The sequence below is a fragment of the Arthrobacter sp. 01L42 genome, from assembly GCF_056400005.1.
This window is the reverse complement of record NZ_JBFTSL010000003.1, coordinates 40,233-57,181: the sequence shown is the minus strand read 5'-3', so window position 1 is coordinate 57,181 and position 16,949 is coordinate 40,233. Positions and strand designations below refer to the sequence as shown.

At 64.7% G+C, this 16,949-nt stretch carries 22 protein-coding genes; 11 read left to right on the top strand and 11 right to left on the bottom strand.

The window, feature by feature from the left end; genetic code table 11:
• Positions 1–15: 15 nt before the first annotated feature.
• The 3 genes from AC1DN2_RS03385 to AC1DN2_RS03375 are packed head-to-tail and all read right to left on the bottom strand — an operon-like array spanning position 16 to position 1,701.
• A complete protein-coding gene (locus tag AC1DN2_RS03385; RefSeq protein ID WP_476849216.1) occupies positions 16–363 on the bottom strand; it encodes a DUF6510 family protein in 348 nt (115 codons plus the stop codon).
• The gene (locus AC1DN2_RS03380) at positions 360–1,097 is read right to left on the bottom strand and encodes an FAD-binding oxidoreductase (RefSeq protein ID WP_476849215.1); all 738 of its coding nucleotides are present in this window, start codon (positions 1,095–1,097) and stop codon (positions 360–362) included. The genes AC1DN2_RS03385 and AC1DN2_RS03380 overlap by 4 nt, the downstream gene beginning before the upstream one ends.
• Positions 1,098–1,107: 10 nt before the next feature.
• Complete coding sequence (locus AC1DN2_RS03375; RefSeq protein ID WP_476849338.1) at positions 1,108–1,701, bottom strand: sulfite oxidase-like oxidoreductase; 594 nt, start codon at positions 1,699–1,701, stop codon at positions 1,108–1,110.
• Positions 1,702–1,958: 257 nt separating this feature from the next.
• Here AC1DN2_RS03375 and AC1DN2_RS03370 point away from each other — a divergent pair, with 257 nt between their 5' ends.
• The 5 genes from AC1DN2_RS03370 to AC1DN2_RS03350 all read left to right on the top strand — a co-directional run bounded on the left by AC1DN2_RS03370 (position 1,959) and on the right by AC1DN2_RS03350 (position 5,303).
• Positions 1,959–3,359 carry an MFS transporter gene (locus tag AC1DN2_RS03370; RefSeq protein ID WP_476849214.1) on the top strand — a complete coding sequence of 467 codons (1,401 nt, stop codon included), beginning with the start codon at positions 1,959–1,961 and terminating at the stop codon, positions 3,357–3,359.
• A gap of 125 nt (positions 3,360–3,484) precedes the next feature.
• Positions 3,485–4,045, top strand: coding sequence for a Chromate resistance protein ChrB (locus AC1DN2_RS03365; protein WP_476849213.1), 561 nt, complete (start codon positions 3,485–3,487; stop codon positions 4,043–4,045).
• Between the two features lie 5 nt (positions 4,046–4,050).
• On the top strand, positions 4,051–4,515 hold the full coding sequence (locus tag AC1DN2_RS03360; RefSeq protein ID WP_230009189.1) for a DUF1232 domain-containing protein: 465 nt from the start codon (positions 4,051–4,053) through the stop codon (positions 4,513–4,515).
• 19 nt (positions 4,516–4,534) lie between these two features.
• Positions 4,535–5,110, top strand: coding sequence for a cation efflux transmembrane domain-containing protein (locus AC1DN2_RS03355; protein WP_476849212.1), 576 nt, complete (start codon positions 4,535–4,537; stop codon positions 5,108–5,110).
• Between the two features lie 40 nt (positions 5,111–5,150).
• Entirely contained in the window at positions 5,151–5,303 is a 153-nt protein-coding gene (locus AC1DN2_RS03350; RefSeq protein ID WP_028276278.1) for an LPXTG cell wall anchor domain-containing protein, read from the top strand.
• Positions 5,304–5,470: 167 nt separating this feature from the next.
• On the opposite strand, the gene AC1DN2_RS03345 is transcribed toward AC1DN2_RS03350, so the two are convergent.
• Together AC1DN2_RS03345 and AC1DN2_RS03340 are read right to left on the bottom strand one after the other, a co-directional pair.
• Entirely contained in the window at positions 5,471–6,106 is a 636-nt protein-coding gene (locus tag AC1DN2_RS03345) for a LysE family translocator (RefSeq protein WP_476849211.1), read from the bottom strand.
• A 167-nt stretch (positions 6,107–6,273) separates the two neighbouring features.
• On the bottom strand, positions 6,274–7,092 hold the full coding sequence (locus AC1DN2_RS03340; RefSeq protein ID WP_476849210.1) for an alpha/beta fold hydrolase: 819 nt from the start codon (positions 7,090–7,092) through the stop codon (positions 6,274–6,276).
• A 97-nt stretch (positions 7,093–7,189) separates the two neighbouring features.
• Here AC1DN2_RS03340 and AC1DN2_RS03335 point away from each other — a divergent pair, with 97 nt between their 5' ends.
• Positions 7,190–8,332, top strand: a complete 1,143-nt coding sequence (locus AC1DN2_RS03335; RefSeq protein ID WP_476849209.1) for a hypothetical protein — start codon at positions 7,190–7,192, stop codon at positions 8,330–8,332.
• Here the strand turns inward: AC1DN2_RS03335 and AC1DN2_RS03330 are convergent.
• From AC1DN2_RS03330 to AC1DN2_RS03305, 6 genes are all read right to left on the bottom strand, one after another.
• Positions 8,281–9,294: a patatin-like phospholipase family protein gene (locus tag AC1DN2_RS03330; protein WP_476849208.1), complete on the bottom strand. Its 1,014-nt coding sequence runs from the start codon at positions 9,292–9,294 to the stop codon at positions 8,281–8,283. The two genes, AC1DN2_RS03335 and AC1DN2_RS03330, sit on opposite strands and share 52 nt — an antisense overlap.
• Positions 9,295–9,550: 256 nt before the next feature.
• Positions 9,551–10,078: a DUF427 domain-containing protein gene (locus tag AC1DN2_RS03325; protein WP_476849207.1), complete on the bottom strand. Its 528-nt coding sequence runs from the start codon at positions 10,076–10,078 to the stop codon at positions 9,551–9,553.
• Positions 10,079–10,165: 87 nt separating this feature from the next.
• On the bottom strand, positions 10,166–11,101 hold the full coding sequence (ppk2, locus tag AC1DN2_RS03320; RefSeq protein ID WP_028276283.1) for a polyphosphate kinase 2: 936 nt from the start codon (positions 11,099–11,101) through the stop codon (positions 10,166–10,168).
• Positions 11,102–11,312: 211 nt separating this feature from the next.
• Complete coding sequence (locus AC1DN2_RS03315; RefSeq protein ID WP_476849206.1) at positions 11,313–12,080, bottom strand: SDR family NAD(P)-dependent oxidoreductase; 768 nt, start codon at positions 12,078–12,080, stop codon at positions 11,313–11,315.
• A 105-nt stretch (positions 12,081–12,185) separates the two neighbouring features.
• The gene (locus AC1DN2_RS03310; RefSeq protein ID WP_476849205.1) at positions 12,186–12,620 is read right to left on the bottom strand and encodes an SRPBCC family protein; all 435 of its coding nucleotides are present in this window, start codon (positions 12,618–12,620) and stop codon (positions 12,186–12,188) included.
• 81 nt (positions 12,621–12,701) lie between these two features.
• A complete protein-coding gene (locus AC1DN2_RS03305) occupies positions 12,702–13,064 on the bottom strand; it encodes an ArsR/SmtB family transcription factor (protein WP_028276286.1) in 363 nt (120 codons plus the stop codon).
• 341 nt (positions 13,065–13,405) lie between these two features.
• On the opposite strand from AC1DN2_RS03305, the gene AC1DN2_RS03300 reads away from it, so the two are divergent.
• The 5 genes from AC1DN2_RS03300 to AC1DN2_RS03280 all read left to right on the top strand — a co-directional run bounded on the left by AC1DN2_RS03300 (position 13,406) and on the right by AC1DN2_RS03280 (position 16,932).
• Positions 13,406–13,870, top strand: coding sequence for a YegP family protein (locus AC1DN2_RS03300; protein WP_476849204.1), 465 nt, complete (start codon positions 13,406–13,408; stop codon positions 13,868–13,870).
• A gap of 58 nt (positions 13,871–13,928) precedes the next feature.
• Positions 13,929–14,606 (top strand): PAS and ANTAR domain-containing protein, encoded by a 678-nt coding sequence (locus tag AC1DN2_RS03295; protein WP_476849203.1) that lies wholly within the window; start codon positions 13,929–13,931, stop codon positions 14,604–14,606.
• Between the two features lie 145 nt (positions 14,607–14,751).
• Entirely contained in the window at positions 14,752–15,369 is a 618-nt protein-coding gene (locus AC1DN2_RS03290; protein WP_018772833.1) for a TetR/AcrR family transcriptional regulator, read from the top strand.
• Positions 15,370–15,562: 193 nt separating this feature from the next.
• Complete coding sequence (locus AC1DN2_RS03285) at positions 15,563–15,955, top strand: ArsR/SmtB family transcription factor (protein WP_230008795.1); 393 nt, start codon at positions 15,563–15,565, stop codon at positions 15,953–15,955.
• Positions 15,952–16,932 (top strand): TIGR03086 family metal-binding protein, encoded by a 981-nt coding sequence (locus AC1DN2_RS03280; protein ID WP_476849202.1) that lies wholly within the window; start codon positions 15,952–15,954, stop codon positions 16,930–16,932. Before AC1DN2_RS03285 ends, AC1DN2_RS03280 begins: the two co-directional genes overlap by 4 nt.
• Positions 16,933–16,949: the final 17 nt, after the last annotated feature.

Genomic DNA, 16,949 nt, shown 5'->3' with positions numbered 1-16,949 from the left:
TAGCAGAGCAGCGCGTTAGGTCTCCCGGTCGATCTGGAGGTAGCTGAGTCCGCTGACATCGAGCCAGAATTTAGTCGGAGTCTCTACGAGACGCAGCAGGACGCCCCCGCAGGAACTGCAGCGCACAACCATTCCTGGGGCATCGGCATAGACCGCTGCTTCCCCGAAGACCCTGACAGCGCCACAATTCTTGCACCGACCGATCGCTGCAATGATGTCGATGCGGAACAGTTCCCACAGGGGTCCCGCTGCCGCGTTCCCGTCAAGATGAGGTATCGGATTGCCGCCGGTCCCGGCGATGTCCTGGTCCTCGAGGCGCGGGTCCTCAGCACCAGGGGAAGCGGAGCCGTTGTTGCCAGTCACCGTATTCCTCCCGTTCCGCCAAAGCGTTCGGTCTTGATCGAGGCGGCCGGATAGCCCGCCTGCACCATCCACTCTGTGACCGTTTCGACAAACATCGTCTGACCGCAGATGAAGATGTCGGGTGCCATGTCCGCCGGCAGGATGCTTGCCAACAGTGTTTCAGCGGTGAGTCGCTGCGGGACCATTGGCCAGCCCTCCGGGACTTTGCGTGTATAGACATAGTCGACCGTCAGCTTGGGAGATCCCTGGTTCAAGGTGAGCAGCTCCTCCCGATAGAACCCTGCCTCGGGCGATTTCAGCGAGTACAGCAACCGGAACTGTGAAGGATTCCCGGATGCCTCGTGGGCGCGGATCATGGACATGAGCGGGACAATGCCGGACCCCCCGGCGATCAGCTGAACCGGGTTGGGGTCGGTCGGAAGCCAGACGAACCAGCCGCCGACGGGCCCCCGGATCTCCAACTGGTCCCCGACCATCAGGTCTCTGACCAGGTAGGGGGAGACCTCCCCGTTGGCCAGTTCGTCGACCGTGATCTCCAGGAGTTCGTCCATGCCGGCTGTGGCCACTGAGTAGGACCGCACTGCCGTGTATCCGTCGTCCGCCGTGAGCCGGATATCGATGTGCTGGCCGGGAAGGTTGCCGTTCAGCCCGTCCACGCGCAGGCCGATGGTTCTGGAGGATTCCGTTTCTGGAACGCCACGAATCACCTCGGCGACGCGCCACAGGGTGCTCATCTGTCCTGCCTCATGAGTAACGCTCCTCGCGCCACGGGTCGCCATAGATGTGGTACCCGTTCGATTCCCAGAAGCCGGGAACATCGTGCGGCATCAGCTCGATGCCATTGATCCACTTCGCACTCTTCCAAAAGTAAAGATGGGGTATCAGCAGGCGGGCAGGGCCACCGTGGGCCCGTTCCAATGGCTCACCGTCGAATTGCCAGGCCACCCATGCCTGGCCGTCCAGCAGGTCCTGCAACGGGACATTGGTCGAATAGCCGCCGTAGGAGTGAGCGGTAGTGAACTCGGACGTTGTTTCCACATCCGCGAACAAGGTGTCCAGGGACACCCCGCGCCACGAGGTGCCTAGCTTGGACCAGCTGGTCACGCAATGAATATCGGTCCGGATATCAATCTGCGGTAGCGCCAAGAGCTCGTCCCAGGACCAGGCGCGGCGCTGCCCAGTCTCCGTTGTAATAAAGAATTCCCAGTCAGCCCGGGCGATATAAGGTGCAGGGCCCGCCGTCAGTACGGGAAAGCTTGGCGTCTCGTATTGGCCGGGTGGTAACGCTGGATTGCCGGTGCGCCGTTTTCCATGAAAACCAGACGAGATGATTCCCATCATGTACCTCCGATGCGGAGCTCCGCCGGTCGAATGTAATCGGTGCCCCAACGATAGGGCAACGGCGGGACAGAGACCAGACATAAAAATATACTCCGGTGCCGCCAGGATACGCCGAGTACGTAAACGCAGCCGACGGCGTCGTCTGTCGCCAGAGCGACGGGCTGAACGTCCTTCCATAGGTGAGTCCGGCAACCGCCGGGGCGGGTGTAGCTTGAAGGATGAGTTCCCTACCGTCGGCGCGTACGCAGAGGCTCGTGCTGTGGATCGCGATTCTCGCTTCCTTTGTGTCGTTTCTCGACGGCAGCGTCATCAACGTAGCGCTGCCGGCCATTTCCCGTGAACTGGGCGGCGGACTGACAACGCAGCAATGGGTTGTCGATGCCTACCTGATCACCCTGGGTTCACTGATCCTTGTCGCCGGTTCGCTCTCTGATTTGCTGGGCCGGGTTGTCGTTCTCCGGGCAGGCCTGATCGGGTTCGGCGCGACATCAGTGATGTGTGCGCTGGCACCGACAGCGGACTGGCTGGTCCTGGCCAGGGCGCTTCAAGGCGTCGCGGGCGCCTTGCTGGTGCCCAGTTCCCTGGCTCTGATCACATCAAACTTCGACGAAGCGCCCCGGGCGAAGGCAATCGGCCAGTGGACTGCCGGTACAACCGTGGCTTTCATCGCGGGACCCCTGCTCGGCGGAGTGCTCGTTGATTCGGTGGGCTGGCGTTGGATCTTCGGAATCAACGTCCTGCCCATTGCCGTGACCTTGTACCTGCTAGCCGTGTTGCGGGTCAAGGATGTTCGCAAGGAGGGCGTGCGGATCGACTACGCGGGTGCCGTGCTCTGTGTGCTCGGGTTGGCGGGGCCGGTCTACGCGTTGATCGAACAGGGCAACTATGGCTGGGGGAGTCCGCTCATTCTGATGCCCCTCGCCCTCGGTATCCTGTGCCTCGCCGGGTTCATTTGGCGGGAAAAGACCGCGAAGTACCCGCTCCTGCCGCTCAGCCTCTTCTCCGTCCGAAACTTTGCCGTAGGCAACGTGGCTACGGCCTTCGTCTACGCCGCGCTGTCGATCGGCGGGTTCATCATCGTGCTTTTCCTGCAGCAGGTTGCCGGGTTTCCGGCGACGTCGGCCGCTCTGGCCTTGCTTCCGGTCAGCCTCGTCAACATCCTCTTGGCGTCATGGTTTGGCTCACTGGCCGGGCGGTTCGGGCCGAGGTGGTTCATGGCCTTCGGACCTGCCCTCGCCGGGGGCGGCTATCTCCTGATGCTCGCGTCGGAAATCCCGGTCGATTACTGGACCCAGCTGATGCCCGGGATCCTCCTGTTCGCAGTCGGGCTCTCGGCGACAGTCGCGCCGCTAACCGCCGCCATTCTCGGTTCGGTGTCGGAACAGCAGGCAGGTATCGGTTCGGCAGTGAATAACGCCGTCAGCAGGGTTGCCGGTCTGGTCGGCATCGCGCTGGTGGGCCTCGTCATGGGCGGCAAACTTGATCTCGACGGATTTCACCGGGTGGTGACCGTGACGGCGGTGTTGCTCATCCTCGGGGGCATCGTTTCCGCCGTCGGTATCCAGAACCCGCCTAAGCGGCCTGCACTTCGGGCCAGGCAGAAAGTCCCATCCCAAGGCACCCGGAGCTACCGTATTTTCAGACCGGGCCGATAGGGCTAAGGGATTCCATCGGACCGACCGAACGTACCGGCCGAGGCCCTCGGGTATCTGTGCCGTCCAGGGCAGTCGGTGATGTAACAGCTGTTACTTACCTTGTTGTAGCAGTATATGATTGGCGCATGGATTGGTTGGTTCTTGTTGTCCGGTTGACTGGTGAGGCCTCACGGACGAGGGTCGGTGTGTGGCGGGAGCTCCGGAGGATCGGTGCTGCGCCAGTGGCCTCAGGGGTGTGGACCGTTCCGGACACGCCGTTCTTCTCGGAAGCCGTGCCGAGGGTCGTGGAGCTGGCCGGCCGCGGAACCGGCAGCGTCCTTGTCCTGCCCACGCCGGGCAGCGGCGATGCGGGAGTGGAAGGCCTGCGCTCGGCATTCGAGGAGCTCAGGTTGGATGAGTGGAAGGAATTCTCCGGCGATTGCGGGGCGTTCGAGGCCGAAATCGCCAAGGAAACCCGAAGCGGCAAGTTCACTCTGGCGGAGCTGGAAGAGGAAGAGCAGAGCCTGGACCGCTTGCGGCGCTGGTACCGTGATCTGAAAAGCCGTGACGTTCTGGAACTGCCGGAAGCGCAGGCCGCCGACGAGCGGTTGCGCGAGTGCTCCGCTGTATTCGACGAGTACGCCGAGAAGGTCTACGCGACTCTGCATGCCCCGGCAGGCCATGGCCTGCCTGAGGCCGGGGAGTAGGGGCCGTGCAGTGGTGGCAGACGGCGCTGGGTATCCTGGCCGGGCTCGTTGGCGTCTACGCGGTTCTTCTGCTGGGGTTGTGGGTCTATGCGAGGTCCCATCCGGAGACGGTGGGTATGCGGGACGCGTTGCGGCTGCTGCCGGATGTGTTGCGCGTGCTGAGGCGTTTGGCGGCCGACCCGGCGGTATCCCGCGGCGCCCGGATCAAGCTGTTGCTTTTGCTGGGATATCTGCTCTTGCCGCTGGATCTTGTACCGGACTTCCTCCCGCTGATTGGCTATGCCGATGACGTGATCATCATGGCCCTGGTTCTTCGTTCCGTGATCCGCTCCGCGGGTCCGGAGTCTTTGCGGCGGCATTGGCCGGGCACCCCGGCCGGGCTTGCCGTCATCGAACGGCTGGCCGGCCTGCCGGCACCCATCGCCGGAAACGCCGGGGGCGCCGGGAAAGAGAGCACAGATGCTGCCTGAAATTTTGAAGCGCCCTGAGATGGCGCGCCTGAGACGTCGCGGGTTCATCCTTGAGGGCATCACGTTGGGCTGGAACGTCGTCGGAGTGGCAGTTCTTGCCGTCACTTCCATCACGGCCGGATCGGTGGCGCTGGCCGGCTTCGGCCTGGACAGCCTGATCGAGATCGGTGCCAGCACCGTGGTGATCTGGGAACTCTCCGGGACCGGGGAACGGCGTCAACGGTTCGCGTTGAGGTTGATCGCCGGGGCGTTCGTTGCCCTGGCCCTCTATCTGCTCATCCAATCCGGACTTGCCTTGGCGGCCGGGCACCACGCACGGCCGAGCCCCACCGGAATTATCTGGACGGCTGTCACGGCAGTGGTCATGTTCGCCCTCTCAGCCGGAAAGGCCCGCACGGGCAAGGCGCTGGGCAATCCCGTTCTGATAGCAGAGGGCAAGGTGACGTTTATCGACGGTCTTCTGGCGGCCGCCGTGCTGGCCGGTATCTTGCTGGACACCTTTGCCGGTTGGTGGTGGGCCGACCCCGTGGCCGGTATGGTCATCGTCTACTACGCAGTCCGCGAAGCCGTGGCCATCTTCCGCCACGATCACTGATCGTTCGGAAACAGCCACCTGGGTGGCTTAGGCTTTCCGTATGGGACTAATAATCACACTGCTTATCATTTGGCTTATTCTTTCGATCCTTGGCTTCGCTGTGAAGGGTCTGCTCTGGTTGGCCATCATCGGACTGGTGCTCCTGGTGGCTACGGCTGTATGGGGCTGGGTGAAGCGCAAGGCCAAGGCCTGACGCAACCCTGATCTTCATTCGGCGGCGGCCGGTCCTCTTCAGGACCGGCCGCCGTTTTCGTGAAATTCGCGGGGCCAATGTGCCAACGCGGTGACGTCCTCAACAGGAGCGGGTTGGCTTTCTGCCGGATAGGGAACTGCACCTGTCCGTCGAGGTCCGGCGCGCCGCTACGAGCTGGTGCTGGATGCCAGTACACCCAGGCCGAGCGCGGCGATGATGCCGCTGCTGCCGCGTTCGAGCCAACTGCTCACCCGGGGGCGCTGCAGCCAGGCCATCGCCTTCGCTGCCGCGACGGCTACAGCCGCCAGGTAGAGGAATCCAATGGCGCTTTCGATGGCACCGAGCACCATGGCTGTATCCAGCGTGTTGCCGCCGTGTGGAATGAACTGCGGCACGACGGCGAGGTAGAACAGGCCGACCTTGGGGTTGAGCAGTGTGGAGAACGCGCCGGCGCCGAAGCCGGTCCTTCGGCTGTAGCTCCGGCGGGGAGCGTGCCCGGCCGCCGGGGATGCAGTTGTGCGGCGCGCCCGGATCAGCGACGAGATTCCCAGATACAGCAAGTACAACCCGCCTGCGATCTTCAGCCAACGGAACACTTCCGCCGAGTCCTCCAGCACGGCGGCGAGCCCCACTCCCACCAGCGCGGCCCAGACCAGGGATGCCAGAGCTGAGCCCAGCGCCGCCGCCAGGCCGGCCCCGGCACTTTGCAGCGAGATCCTCAGCACCAGGAAGGTATCCGGGCCGGGGGTAACGGAAAGCAGCAGGCACAGCCCGGCAAAGGCCAGGAGGGTCACGGCGGTCATGGGCACCATTGTCCTTTCGCTGGCCGCCCGACTGCAATCCGTCGCGATGGTTTGCTGCTTACCGGGCATTGCATGACGCCGGTTGGACGCCGCGGACGCATCGCCTTGCCCTTCTTCGGCGGAGCCATGACACAGGGATTCCGTCCGCATGCGGGCGCCACTGCCCGCTAGCTTTTGTTGTCTGACGCCTCACGCACGCGCATGAGCCAGTCGGCGGCAAGGGCTCGCACGAGGTTGGGTTGCTCATGGATCAAGGCGTGGCCGGCGCGGTCGAGTACGGCCAACGTAGCGCGTGGGTAGTGCAGGATCAGCTCCGACGGTCCTGTGTGCCCGGCGGTGGCATCCTGTCGCCCGGCAACGACCAACACCGGATGAGGATAGGCTTTCGCGGCTTCCGGCCGATCCCGCAACTCCCAGTGCGAAAAGATCCGCACCAGGCTCGACTCGTCAGCCAGGGACGTTGCGGGAGCCACATACTCCTGGAACCGACGCAGCGTTTCAGGCGTCTGCACAACGAAGTAGCTGCGGTAAGTAGCCTCGAGATCCGAGCCGAGTGCACCGGTCAGATCGACCGACGAAACAAGGACCTCGTGCTGAGGCACGTCGCGCGTCTGTTGGCCAACAGGGCAGATTAGCGCCAGCCCGACGGCCTGATCAGGTCGCAGACTCGCAATCGCACGGGCCAGGTAGCCGCCGTAGGACTGACCCACGATAAGAAACGGTTCATCACCAATAGTGCTGGCGATAAGGCCGAGCAGAATGTCCACGACGTCGTCATTGCTCGTGATCGTCTCAGGCGCCGGGGTCCGGCCCATCCCGGGCAGGTCCGGATACAGGCGCCGGTAGCCAGGCACGTCGTCGAAAATCGGTTCAAGGGCACCGGCGATCTCGCGATGATCCACACCGGCGCCGTGCAGAGCGAGAACCGGCGTGCCACTGCCGTACTCGGCGTAATGCACAGAAACTCCGCTAACCGTGGTCTCCATCACGCTATGTTAAAACGCGTTGCGACGATACCCGCCATCATCGACGGCACCTGAGACCGCTCCAGATAAAGCTGCGCTGTGGTGGGAGGATGATCTGATGACGCCAAGTGTGGACGTATTTCTGCGGGGGCCCCGGGGGCGCCGTCTGTGCCTCGAACTGGCGATGCAGCTGGATCCGGAGGTCAAAACGGCGGCCTTCTGGTTGGGATACGAACTTGATAGTGGACCGGGGACCTCGCGGGTCCTGCTGAGCGCTGCTGCCTCCGGGGAGACCGCGATGCCGGCCTTTGCCGCGTCACCAGAACAGCTGGCTGCCAGGCTCGCCTCACTGGATTTTACCGACCTTGACAGCGACCTGGTGCAGGCGGCCCTCGAGCGGTCCGTGGACGCTGCAAGGTACTGGCAGGCACCCGATGGAGAGGACGTGCTCGCGGATCTCCCGGGTGTGACGGCGGCCCTGTCGCCCGTCGCGGAACAGGTCATGGCGCTGCCCGACATCCAGTGGTTCTGGCAGCCTCGCCGGGCGGAGCAGTGGGCCATCGACTGGCGATCGACAGACGGCCAGGCACTGCTGCCGAAGAATCCGCGACAAACACTGGCTGGGTGGGGCCGAGACGAACGAGCCGGTGAATTGCGGGCCGCGCGCGAACGCCCGGGCGACCCTCGCGCCAACTGGTCAGGAACCTGGTGGTCGATACCGCACGGGCTAGTCCACACCGTTGGGCAGGTCCCGGCCGCACTGAGCCTCGTGGAAGATTCCCTGGGGTGGGAGCAGGCGACCACGGTTCCAGTTCAGGGAGCGGGCCGGACACTTGAGATCGGCACAGCAAAAGACTGGATAACGCTGTGCCGCAGGTTCCCAATGGAGGTCACTGCATCCCGGCGACACGACTGGTTCCGCCTGACTGGACGCGACGGCCGGTGGGTCATCCCGGATTGGGAACAAGTGGCAGGGGAGTGGGACGCCGCGCACCTCTCCGTCCTGGGTTACCTCGACGGCGCGACGCGCCCACTACAGGTCGACGCCGAAACGGCGACGGTCATCGCCGGATGGGCCCCGGACAGCACGATCTGGCTGACCGATGTCTCGCACGAATCGGGTGGCCCGCGGCAGGCATGGCACCGCGCCTCGCACGGCACCCCTGGACTCTCGCGCCGTAACAGTCGAACACCGACAGGTTTCGGCCGTCACCGCCAGATTTCGGCGACCAGCTCCGCGAGGGCTCTGCCCTGGCTGTAACCAGCTCGAGCCGCAGGCGGACGCAAGGACAGATCCATCGCATTGGCGCCGAACATGTGCTCGGCGGCGCTATCCGGGAAGATAGTTTGGACCCTGCTGCCCCCGGCGCGCAGTTCGTCGACTTGGGTGGCGAGATCCATGCCCCACTCGAGCGGCATCCGCGACCTGCCGCCGAAGGGTGACAACACCAGCACAAGCCCGTATCCAGCCGCCAGGTCGGCGTTCTCACTGCGTCGATAGCCGCCGTTGATGTACCGGCTCCCGCCGATGCGGTAGCCGTTGCTGGTGCTGGCGGCGACGGCGTCCACCAGATCGATTCCGCTGTTGCGGTCGAACACGACCGGTTCCCCGGTATCCGCATCAACAGCCGCGATCAGTACGGGCTGTTGCGGCCAGTGCCGGCTGGGAAGCCGGGCCGCGACGATGTCGCGCCAGCGCATCTGGGCAGAGCCGTCGGAAGCTTCCATCTCGAGTGCCGCGGCGCCCATCCTGCGGCGCATGTCGGAGGCATCCGCAGCAGAACCAATGATTCCGTTGGACCACTCCAGATAGGTCTGCCCCGAGAAATTCGTTGCGCGTCCCTTGTCCGGTCCGGAATGGCCGGCTTGTGGCCGAGGCACCTCGGCGAGGATGGCGGCGTACAGTTCGGCCGGCCGTGTCCCGCTGGTGATCTGGGCAGCCACTGTCGATCCTGCCGATGTCCCGATGATGAGATCGGCCTCGGTGACATCGATGCCGGCATCGGACAGGCCGGCGATGAGACCGAGTTCCCACGCATTGCCTGCCGCTCCGGCGCCGGCGAGCACCAAGGCCCGCGTGTGTGTGTTGCCGGTCCGTCGTGCGGCGCCGGTCTGTTGGCCGGGAACGGGCCAATTTCCGGGCTTTGGTGTCCGCGTCACTGCAACGGCACCGGATGCGGTCGCCGAACGGATGCGCGGAGTTGAAGAAGATGTTGTGTTCATGGGAGTCGCCTTTCGCGAATTTGCCTTGCGGCACTCCCGGAGACGACTACTTCAGTCGCGCGACCGTGGACTTCGGGGGAGCGCCCATTACGGAAACTGCGTTCATGGGTCTCACCTCCTGAAGATTGATCACGATCACCGGAAAGCTATCACGCCGGCAAGGCGGGGCACAACGGGCTTCAAGCCGCCAGAGCGAGCACCGGCTGAGTCGCCACACGCACCGGCAGCAAGTCTTGCCGGCGTAAGCGCGATGTGCTCACCACCCGGCCGTGCCCGGGCCGCCCTTGAAAGGACCAACGATCTGCGTGGTGATCCAACCGCCGTAGAAGTCACCTTCCTGGAAGGTCACCTGCTCGCCGTCGACTTGGCAGGAGTCCATGTGAGCCGGGTAGAGGGCCACCCGGGAGCTGAGCGCCCCGAAACCCAGGGTGGGTTCGGGATAGGTCCACCCGCCACGGGGAACGACGACTCCGCCGGCAACGACGTCGAAGTAGTGCGCTTCTCCCTTGAACTCGCAGAAGCTGGTGCCCCCGACCGGGACGAGTACACCGGCAGGGAATGAGTCCAATGGCAAGTAGTAGACAGGCGGGTGACTTGTCTCCAGGACGCGCACCGCATCGGTGGTGTCGGCAATCACCTGCCCGCCAAGCCGCACGATAACCCGTTCGGATCGGGGCTCCACCCTCGGCGGCCGCGGATAGTCCCACACCGATTCTTGGCCCGCCTTGGGTTTGATGGGCTGGGGACGCCGGAAAAGGCCTGAAGAACCGCGTGCAGGAGTCATGTCCCCATGGTGCCATCTTCTGCTGGGATCCCACCGTGAGCGCGACGCAGCCGTGCGTTCGCGCATCCGCCGACCGCGAGCCAGCCGCTAGTCGCCGGCGGCTTCGCGGCCGCGGCGCACGATCAGCCGGTCGGGGCTGTGGACCACTGACGTGTCCTTGTCCTCGTAGTCGAACTGGTTGAGGAAGTAGCGCATGGCGTTGATCCGACCCCGCTTCTTGTCGTTGAACTTGATGGTGATCCACGGCGCATGGTCCGTGTCGGTCCGCAGGAACGTCTCCTCCTTGGCGGCCGTGTACTCCTCCCACCGGTCCAGGGAGGCGAGATCGATGGGCGAGAGTTTCCAGCGCCGCACCGGGTCGATCTGCCGGATCGCAAAACGGGTGCGCTGCTCGTGGCGGGTCACCGAGAACCAGAACTTGGTCAGGTGGATCCCGGAATCCACCAGCATCCGCTCGAAGAGCGGGGCCTGAACCATAAAGGTGTCGAACTCCTGCTCCGTGCAGAAGCCCATGACCCGCTCCACATTTGCCCGGTTGTACCAGGAGCGGTCGAACATCACGATCTCCCCGGCCGTCGGCAGGTGCTGGATGTAGCGCTGGAAATACCACTGGCCCAGTTCACGGTCAGAGGGTTTACTCAATGCCACTGCCCGGGCCGAGCGGGGATTCAGGTGCTCGGTGAAGCGCTTGATTGTTCCGCCCTTGCCGGCCGCATCCCGGCCCTCGAAGACGATCACGTGCCTGAGCTCCTGGTCCTGGCCCCAGTACTGGAACTTCAGCAGTTCAACCTGCAGCCGGTATTTCTCCAGCTCGTACTCTTCGCGGGACATCCGTTGCTCGTAGGGGTAGTCTTCCCGCCACGTCTGGACGGCCGAGCCGCCGGGGTGAATCAGTTCCGGATCTTCGCCTTGCCCCCCGCGCACCGTGTACCCCATCTCCACCAGGTGGTCGATGGCCTCACGCAGGTTTTCCCGGAGCCAGCCCTGGTCCTCGGGTGTCCACGTCCTGTCCGCCGGCGTCATCCCGGCCCCCTTCCGGCCCCCTCGAACCAGCTGCCGGCCTTCCAGATGCCGGCGGTGTTCGATGCTCAACTGCGTTCATAGAATGCGACCAGCCTAAGCCGACAAGTGGAGCTCACGATAGGGACGGGCTGGGGGATACTTTCCGCCACCTGACCCGCCGGCAGGGACTACCTACCCTTGCGTGCCGGTCGGGCCGGGTCGATGGTTCGCTTCAGAAGAGCGTGATGCCGGTGAGTTCGGCCAGTTTGTCGGTGAGATTGTCCTGGAAATCAGCGTCGGTGACCTCCGGGGCCGGTTTCCGCGGCCGGCGGTGGTGCCAGTACATTCCGGAGACCTGGGCGACCGGGTCAGGGCTGACGGCGAGCCAGCCCTGGGTGTCCTGGCCCAGGGCGAGGTCGTCGGGGGCGCCGGCGCCGCCCATCTTGGTGGGCACCCAGCCGGGGTCAACGGAGTTGCTGAGCACGTTGGTCCACTGCCGGGCGACGGCAGCGGAGAGCGCGGAAACGTAGAGCTTGCTCTCGGAGTAGGCGGCGCTGGCGTCCCAGCGCCGTCGGGTCCAATCGATGTCCTGAAGGTTTCCGCCGGCCGCGCGGTGCATCCCGCTGCCGAGGTAGATCAGGCGGTGCGGCCGCTCGATCAGCGCGGTGAGAATGTAAGGGGCCAGAACGTTGATGGCCAGGGTGCGGGAGTGTCCCTCCGGGGTCGCGACGCGCCCCGGCGAGAGGTAGACGCCCGCGTTATGGATGACGGCGTCCATCCGCCCGTGAGCGTTCACCTGCGCGGCCAGTTCCCGGGTTTCGGAGGCCCTGCTGAGGTCACCGATCACGATGCCGATGGCAAGCGGCGCGAGTTCTTCGAGGGTGGCGGCGCGTTCCCTGGAGCGGGCGTGCAGCAGGACCTCGTCGCCGCCGTTCAGGAGCGTCCGGGCGGTGGCAAGGCCAAGTCCGTCGGTGGAGCCTGTGATGAAAATCCGAGCCATGAGGATGGTCCTTTCTTCACCGTTACCTATGAAGGTTGCTGCTTGCCACTTGATGGCCTTAGCTGGGACGGGTCACACTCAAGAATGAACGCCCTGCGCCCTCATCTAGGCGGATTCGAGAACGTTCTTGAGATTGGTCAACTGAGCGACCTCGGCATTCATGGTGCGGACAATCACCGGGCCCACGAGCTTCATGAGTCCCTTGGGCTCCAGGTCCCGGCTGAAACGAACGGTCGTTCCGCCCGGCGCTTCACTGAGCCGGTACGCACCGGCCGGACGGGCCGGACCGGCCACCACCTGGAAGCCCAGGAGCTTTCCGGGGTCCGCCGCGGTGATTTCATAGTCCCCGACGATCGGCCGGCCGCCGGGGCCCGAGAGGGTCTGGCTGTACACGGCACCGAGGTCCCCGGGTGTTCCACTCTTCAGTGCTATGTCCTGAACCCCGGAGCGCCATGCGCGGTTATTCAGCCCATCCGCGAGGAACGCATAGACGTCCTCCGGTGATCGGTTGATGGTGGTCTCGTTCTCGGCGTGAGCCATTGCTACCCCTGCTGGTTTTAGTCCGGACGCGTCCAGGCCGGTCGATCGATGTTGTCCATACAGTCCGGCGTGCGCCGGCATTTAGCGGATTGCTTCTTCAGGCTCTTCAGCCATGGGGCTCAGGGTCATCCGGGTGGTGACCAGGAGAGATCCGAGCAGGGATCGGGCGGCCGCGAGCAGCACATTAACCTCAGGGCTGGCCAGTTCATAGAACAACCTGCCCTCGCGCCGTGAGGGGACAATCAGGCGCTGGCGGCGGAGAATGCTCAAATGTTGGGAGAGGTTCGACGGCTCAAGGCCCGTGTTGTCGCGCAGTCGGCTTACGGCAACTGGTCCGTCGGCGAGCATTTCCAGCAACTGGATCCGGGCAGGGTGGCCCATGGCCTTGAACAGTTCTGCCTTCACATCGGTCTGGACCGGACTTGCAGGAAGATCATCCGGCATGGGTGCCTCCCTCCTTCACATTCAACTATTCTGAACCGTGCGTCTGTGCAGACCCCGGCGACAGGAAAACTAGCACGTGCAAGACAGAAAAGTCTGTCTTGCACACCCATCAATTGGTCAGCCCGCTTACATATCGTAGCGCCGGACCGCTGCAGTGTCGTCGCCGCCGCCGGACAGGGTGGTACCTCTTGCGCAGGTGAGTTGCATAGTTCAGACTTTCATGAATTCATCAATTCGATCCGGCCGGTACGAGTGACTGGCATCGTTCGGGTGGATTCTGCTGTTCCCGGTGACAACGGCGTCGCCGGGAACAATCGGGTCCCGGCTTCCAGGAGGGTTCTATGACAGGCATGTTCGAACTGTTCACCGATTCCGACACGTCCTACCGATTTCGACTTACGGCCCCGGACGGGACCGTCATGGCCCTCTCCAGGCCCTTTCCAGACCTGCCGGCGGCGGTGGCCGGGATCGCAGCAGTACGGGAGTATGCCGGCATGGGGCTGGTCTCGGAAATTTCGGCACCGCGAGATGACGCGCTGCTCCAGTCCGTAGCCGAGGGCATTCCCGTGGAACCCAGCGCTCAGAGGCGCGGAGTTCACGAAGCACACGTGAAGGGCCAGCGCGCCCGGGCGAGACCGGCCCGCGGCTGGGCGCCCAGGTCTCCTGAAGGGCCGCCGCGCCTCCGCATCCCGTCCGCAGCGCGCTTCTTGGGCCGACTCGCAGGGACCCGGAACCAGCAGCTGATCGTGCGGTGGCGGCAGGCATTGGAGACGCGGACTGCGCAGGTTGGGCTCAGTTCGTGCTGACCGTGTCCCGGGACAGGGCGTCCGCCGCCGCCGGCGGGCCGGGCAGGCAGGCCCGGCCATGACGGAGTTGAAGGCGTTGCAGGCCTATTCCAGCGCGCTGGCCACCGAGGGCTGCCTCGCCGGGACCTTTCGCTACGATGCTGCCTCGGGGGAGCTGCAGTGGTCCGAGCAGATGTACCAGATCCACGGCTATCACCGCGGCGAGGTTGTGCCCACGGTGGGTGTTCTTATGCAGCACGTGCATCCTGACGACCGGAAGCCGTGCAGGGAAATCTTTGAGGATGTGTGCCGGGGCGGAGGTTTTTTCGCCAATTATCATCGTCTCTTCGACGCACGCCGGCGTGAACGCCGCGTCCTGACGGCGGGGGAGGGTGTGCTGGACAGTGACGGGAAGCTGCTGTTCGTCGACGGGTTCATCCTGGACCTCACCAGAACAGTTCAACTTGAAACGGACCGGTCCGCCCGCGAGGCCGTCGCCGGAGCCATCGGCACCCGAGGCCTGATCGAACAGGCCAAGGGCATCCTGATGGGAATACTCCACATCGGTTCCGACGACGCCTTCGAACGGCTTTCCGCCTACAGCCAGCACCACAACATCAAGTTGGCCCACACGGCTTCGGCCATCGTCCGGCTGGCCAACAGCACGCACGAATCCGCGACCCTCCGCAGCTTCGTCCACGCACTGGACGGTCGTTTCTCACAACGCCGCGATGGCGACCGGGTTCTGCATCCCTAGGTGGGGGTAAGGCGCCGGGCGGGTCCTCGGCCGGCCCGCCGGCGTCGTGCTGGCCGAAAGCGCCGGTGGAATCCGGCGGAGACTGATAGCACACTCCGAGGCAGACCGGTCTGTACGCCTCGGTCCGGTGTAAAATTTTTTTATCATGACTGTCAACGACGCCGAGGGTCCTACGCTGCTGCCCGCCACAGCCATGGCCGGACGCGACGAGCCGGTGGACCGTATCCTCGCCACTGCTTACGAGTTATTCTCCCGCCGCGGCATCCGCGACGTAGGGGTCAATGAGCTGATCAGCAGTTCAGGGGTATCCAAGGCAACCTTCTACCGGCACTTTCCGTCCAAGGACGCCCTGGTGCTGGCCTTCCTGGAACTCCGCGACCAGGTGTGGACCGTGGACCTGATCGTGGCCGAGGCCAGCCGGCGGGGCAACACCCCCGAGGAGAGGCTGCTCGCCGTCTTTGACGTGTTCGGTGACTGGTTCCAGCGCGAGGATTTCGAGGCGTGCTCGTTTATCAATGTGCTGCTGGAAATGGGCGCCGGGCACCCGCTGGGCAAGGCGAGCATCGATTACCTCAGCCGCATCCGCGGGCATATCCAGGCGCTGGCCGAAGAAGCCGGGCTGGACCGCCCCGAGGAATTTGCCCGGTCCTGGCACATCCTGATGAAAGGCTCCATCATTTCCGCCACCGAAGGGGACGCGCTGGCCTCCAAGCGCGCCCAGCAGATGGCGCGATGGCTCATCGAGCACCACCGGGGCCTCTAGCCGCTGCGCCCGGGGATTCCCCGTCCCGGTTACCGGCATCTCTTTAACCCGGGACGCGGTAACCCGGCACGCGCCATAGCGCCCTGACAAACCGCTCCGATAACAGCTGCGCCATGCCCGGGCCGCGATCCGCAAGGGTGCCGGCCTGCGTTCCCTGATCCCTCTGACTGCTGGGCACTTGCGGAATACGTTAGTGATCACTAACGTATTAGTTGTGTTGGATGCCTTGGAGATTGCTGCGGAGCCGAACCGGCGACGCCTGCTGCATCTTCTCGCCAGCCACGAACAGGCTGTCGGGGAGCTGGCCGCCCATTTCACGGTCAGCCGCTCCGCGGTGTCCCAGCACCTGCTGCTCCTGGAGCAGGCCGGCCTGGTATCTGCCCGCAAAGAGGGCCGGAACAGGTACTACCGACTCGACCCAGGCGGCATGGGCCGGCTGCGTGACCTTGTCGAACAGTTCTGGACCTACGAACTGGACCTGCTGGCATCAGATGCGGCCGCACTTGCCGCCCAGCGTCACCGGCCCCCTCAACATCACACGACCACTTCCGATGCTTCGCCTCAAGACAAGGGACCACTCTCATGACGTTCGATAAAACCATTCACCTGCCCGTCAGCGCCGACGAGGCCTTTGCGCTCATCACCGAGCCGGAACGTCTGCGCCGCTGGCAAACGGTGGCGGCCCGCGTTGACCTTCGGATAGGCGGCGACTACCGCTGGACCGTCACTCCCGGCCACCACGCCGCCGGCACATTCCAGGAGATCGAGCCGGGCAAGCGCATCGTCTTCACTTGGGGCTGGGAGTCCGGAATGGACCTGGCGCCGGGCGCGTCCACCGTGACCATCACGCTGGAGCCCGACGCCGGGGGCACCACGCTCCGCCTGGTCCATGCCGGCCTCAACGCCGAACAGGCCGCAGCACATGCCGAAGGCTGGAACCACTACCTGGGCCGCCTGATCGCCGAGACCTCCTCCCCGGACGGCGCCGGTCCGGACGCATGGTCGGCTGCCCCGGACCCGATCGATCACCTCAGCTCGGCCGAGGCTTCGCTCGCCGTGCTCCTGGGCGTGCTGCGCAAGCTCACCCCGGAGGACCGTGAGAAAGCCACTCCCTGCGAAAATTTCACGGCCCACGAGTTGCTGGAGCACCTGGCCGGTTCGCTGAAGCAGATCGGCGGGGCGCTGGGCGCGGACGTAAGCGACGACGCCGGGGCGGGCCCGGAAGTTCGCATCGCCGGACTCGCGCAGGCCACCCTGGAGGCGTTCAGCCGCCGCGGCTTCGAAGGCACCATCGACATGGGCTTCGCCGAGCTGCCCGCGACCGTCGTCGCCGGGATCGTCAACCTCGAGCTGCTCGTCCACGCGTGGGACTTCGCGAAGGCCACCGGCCAGGAACTTGTAGTTTCCGACGTCGTCACGGATCACGTTGAGGCCCTGGCCTTGGTGACCATCTCGGACCAGGTCCGCGCCAGCGGCAGCTTCGCCGCTGTCCAGCCGGTCGCGGAGACTGCGAGCAGCCTGGAGCGCCTGATCGCGTTCACCGGCCGGACCGTCGCCGTCTGAAGTTTTCCAACCTAAGC

Coding starts and splice junctions, on each gene's coding strand:
- AC1DN2_RS03380 (WP_476849215.1), bottom strand. CDS start 1,097: ATGAGCACCCTGTGGCGCGTCGCCGAGGTGATTCGTGGCGTTCCAGAA.
- AC1DN2_RS03375 (WP_476849338.1), bottom strand. CDS start 1,701: ATGGGAATCATCTCGTCTGGTTTTCATGGAAAACGGCGCACCGGCAAT.
- AC1DN2_RS03365 (WP_476849213.1), top strand. CDS start 3,485: ATGGATTGGTTGGTTCTTGTTGTCCGGTTGACTGGTGAGGCCTCACGG.
- AC1DN2_RS03355 (WP_476849212.1), top strand. CDS start 4,535: ATGGCGCGCCTGAGACGTCGCGGGTTCATCCTTGAGGGCATCACGTTG.
- AC1DN2_RS03350 (WP_028276278.1), top strand. CDS start 5,151: ATGGGACTAATAATCACACTGCTTATCATTTGGCTTATTCTTTCGATC.
- AC1DN2_RS03345 (WP_476849211.1), bottom strand. CDS start 6,106: ATGACCGCCGTGACCCTCCTGGCCTTTGCCGGGCTGTGCCTGCTGCTT.
- AC1DN2_RS03340 (WP_476849210.1), bottom strand. CDS start 7,092: ATGGAGACCACGGTTAGCGGAGTTTCTGTGCATTACGCCGAGTACGGC.
- AC1DN2_RS03335 (WP_476849209.1), top strand. CDS start 7,190: ATGACGCCAAGTGTGGACGTATTTCTGCGGGGGCCCCGGGGGCGCCGT.
- AC1DN2_RS03330 (WP_476849208.1), bottom strand. CDS start 9,294: ATGAACACAACATCTTCTTCAACTCCGCGCATCCGTTCGGCGACCGCA.
- AC1DN2_RS03325 (WP_476849207.1), bottom strand. CDS start 10,078: ATGACTCCTGCACGCGGTTCTTCAGGCCTTTTCCGGCGTCCCCAGCCC.
- ppk2 (WP_028276283.1), bottom strand. CDS start 11,101: ATGACGCCGGCGGACAGGACGTGGACACCCGAGGACCAGGGCTGGCTC.
- AC1DN2_RS03315 (WP_476849206.1), bottom strand. CDS start 12,080: ATGGCTCGGATTTTCATCACAGGCTCCACCGACGGACTTGGCCTTGCC.
- AC1DN2_RS03310 (WP_476849205.1), bottom strand. CDS start 12,620: ATGGCTCACGCCGAGAACGAGACCACCATCAACCGATCACCGGAGGAC.
- AC1DN2_RS03305 (WP_028276286.1), bottom strand. CDS start 13,064: ATGCCGGATGATCTTCCTGCAAGTCCGGTCCAGACCGATGTGAAGGCA.
- AC1DN2_RS03300 (WP_476849204.1), top strand. CDS start 13,406: ATGACAGGCATGTTCGAACTGTTCACCGATTCCGACACGTCCTACCGA.
- AC1DN2_RS03295 (WP_476849203.1), top strand. CDS start 13,929: ATGACGGAGTTGAAGGCGTTGCAGGCCTATTCCAGCGCGCTGGCCACC.
- AC1DN2_RS03290 (WP_018772833.1), top strand. CDS start 14,752: ATGACTGTCAACGACGCCGAGGGTCCTACGCTGCTGCCCGCCACAGCC.
- AC1DN2_RS03280 (WP_476849202.1), top strand. CDS start 15,952: ATGACGTTCGATAAAACCATTCACCTGCCCGTCAGCGCCGACGAGGCC.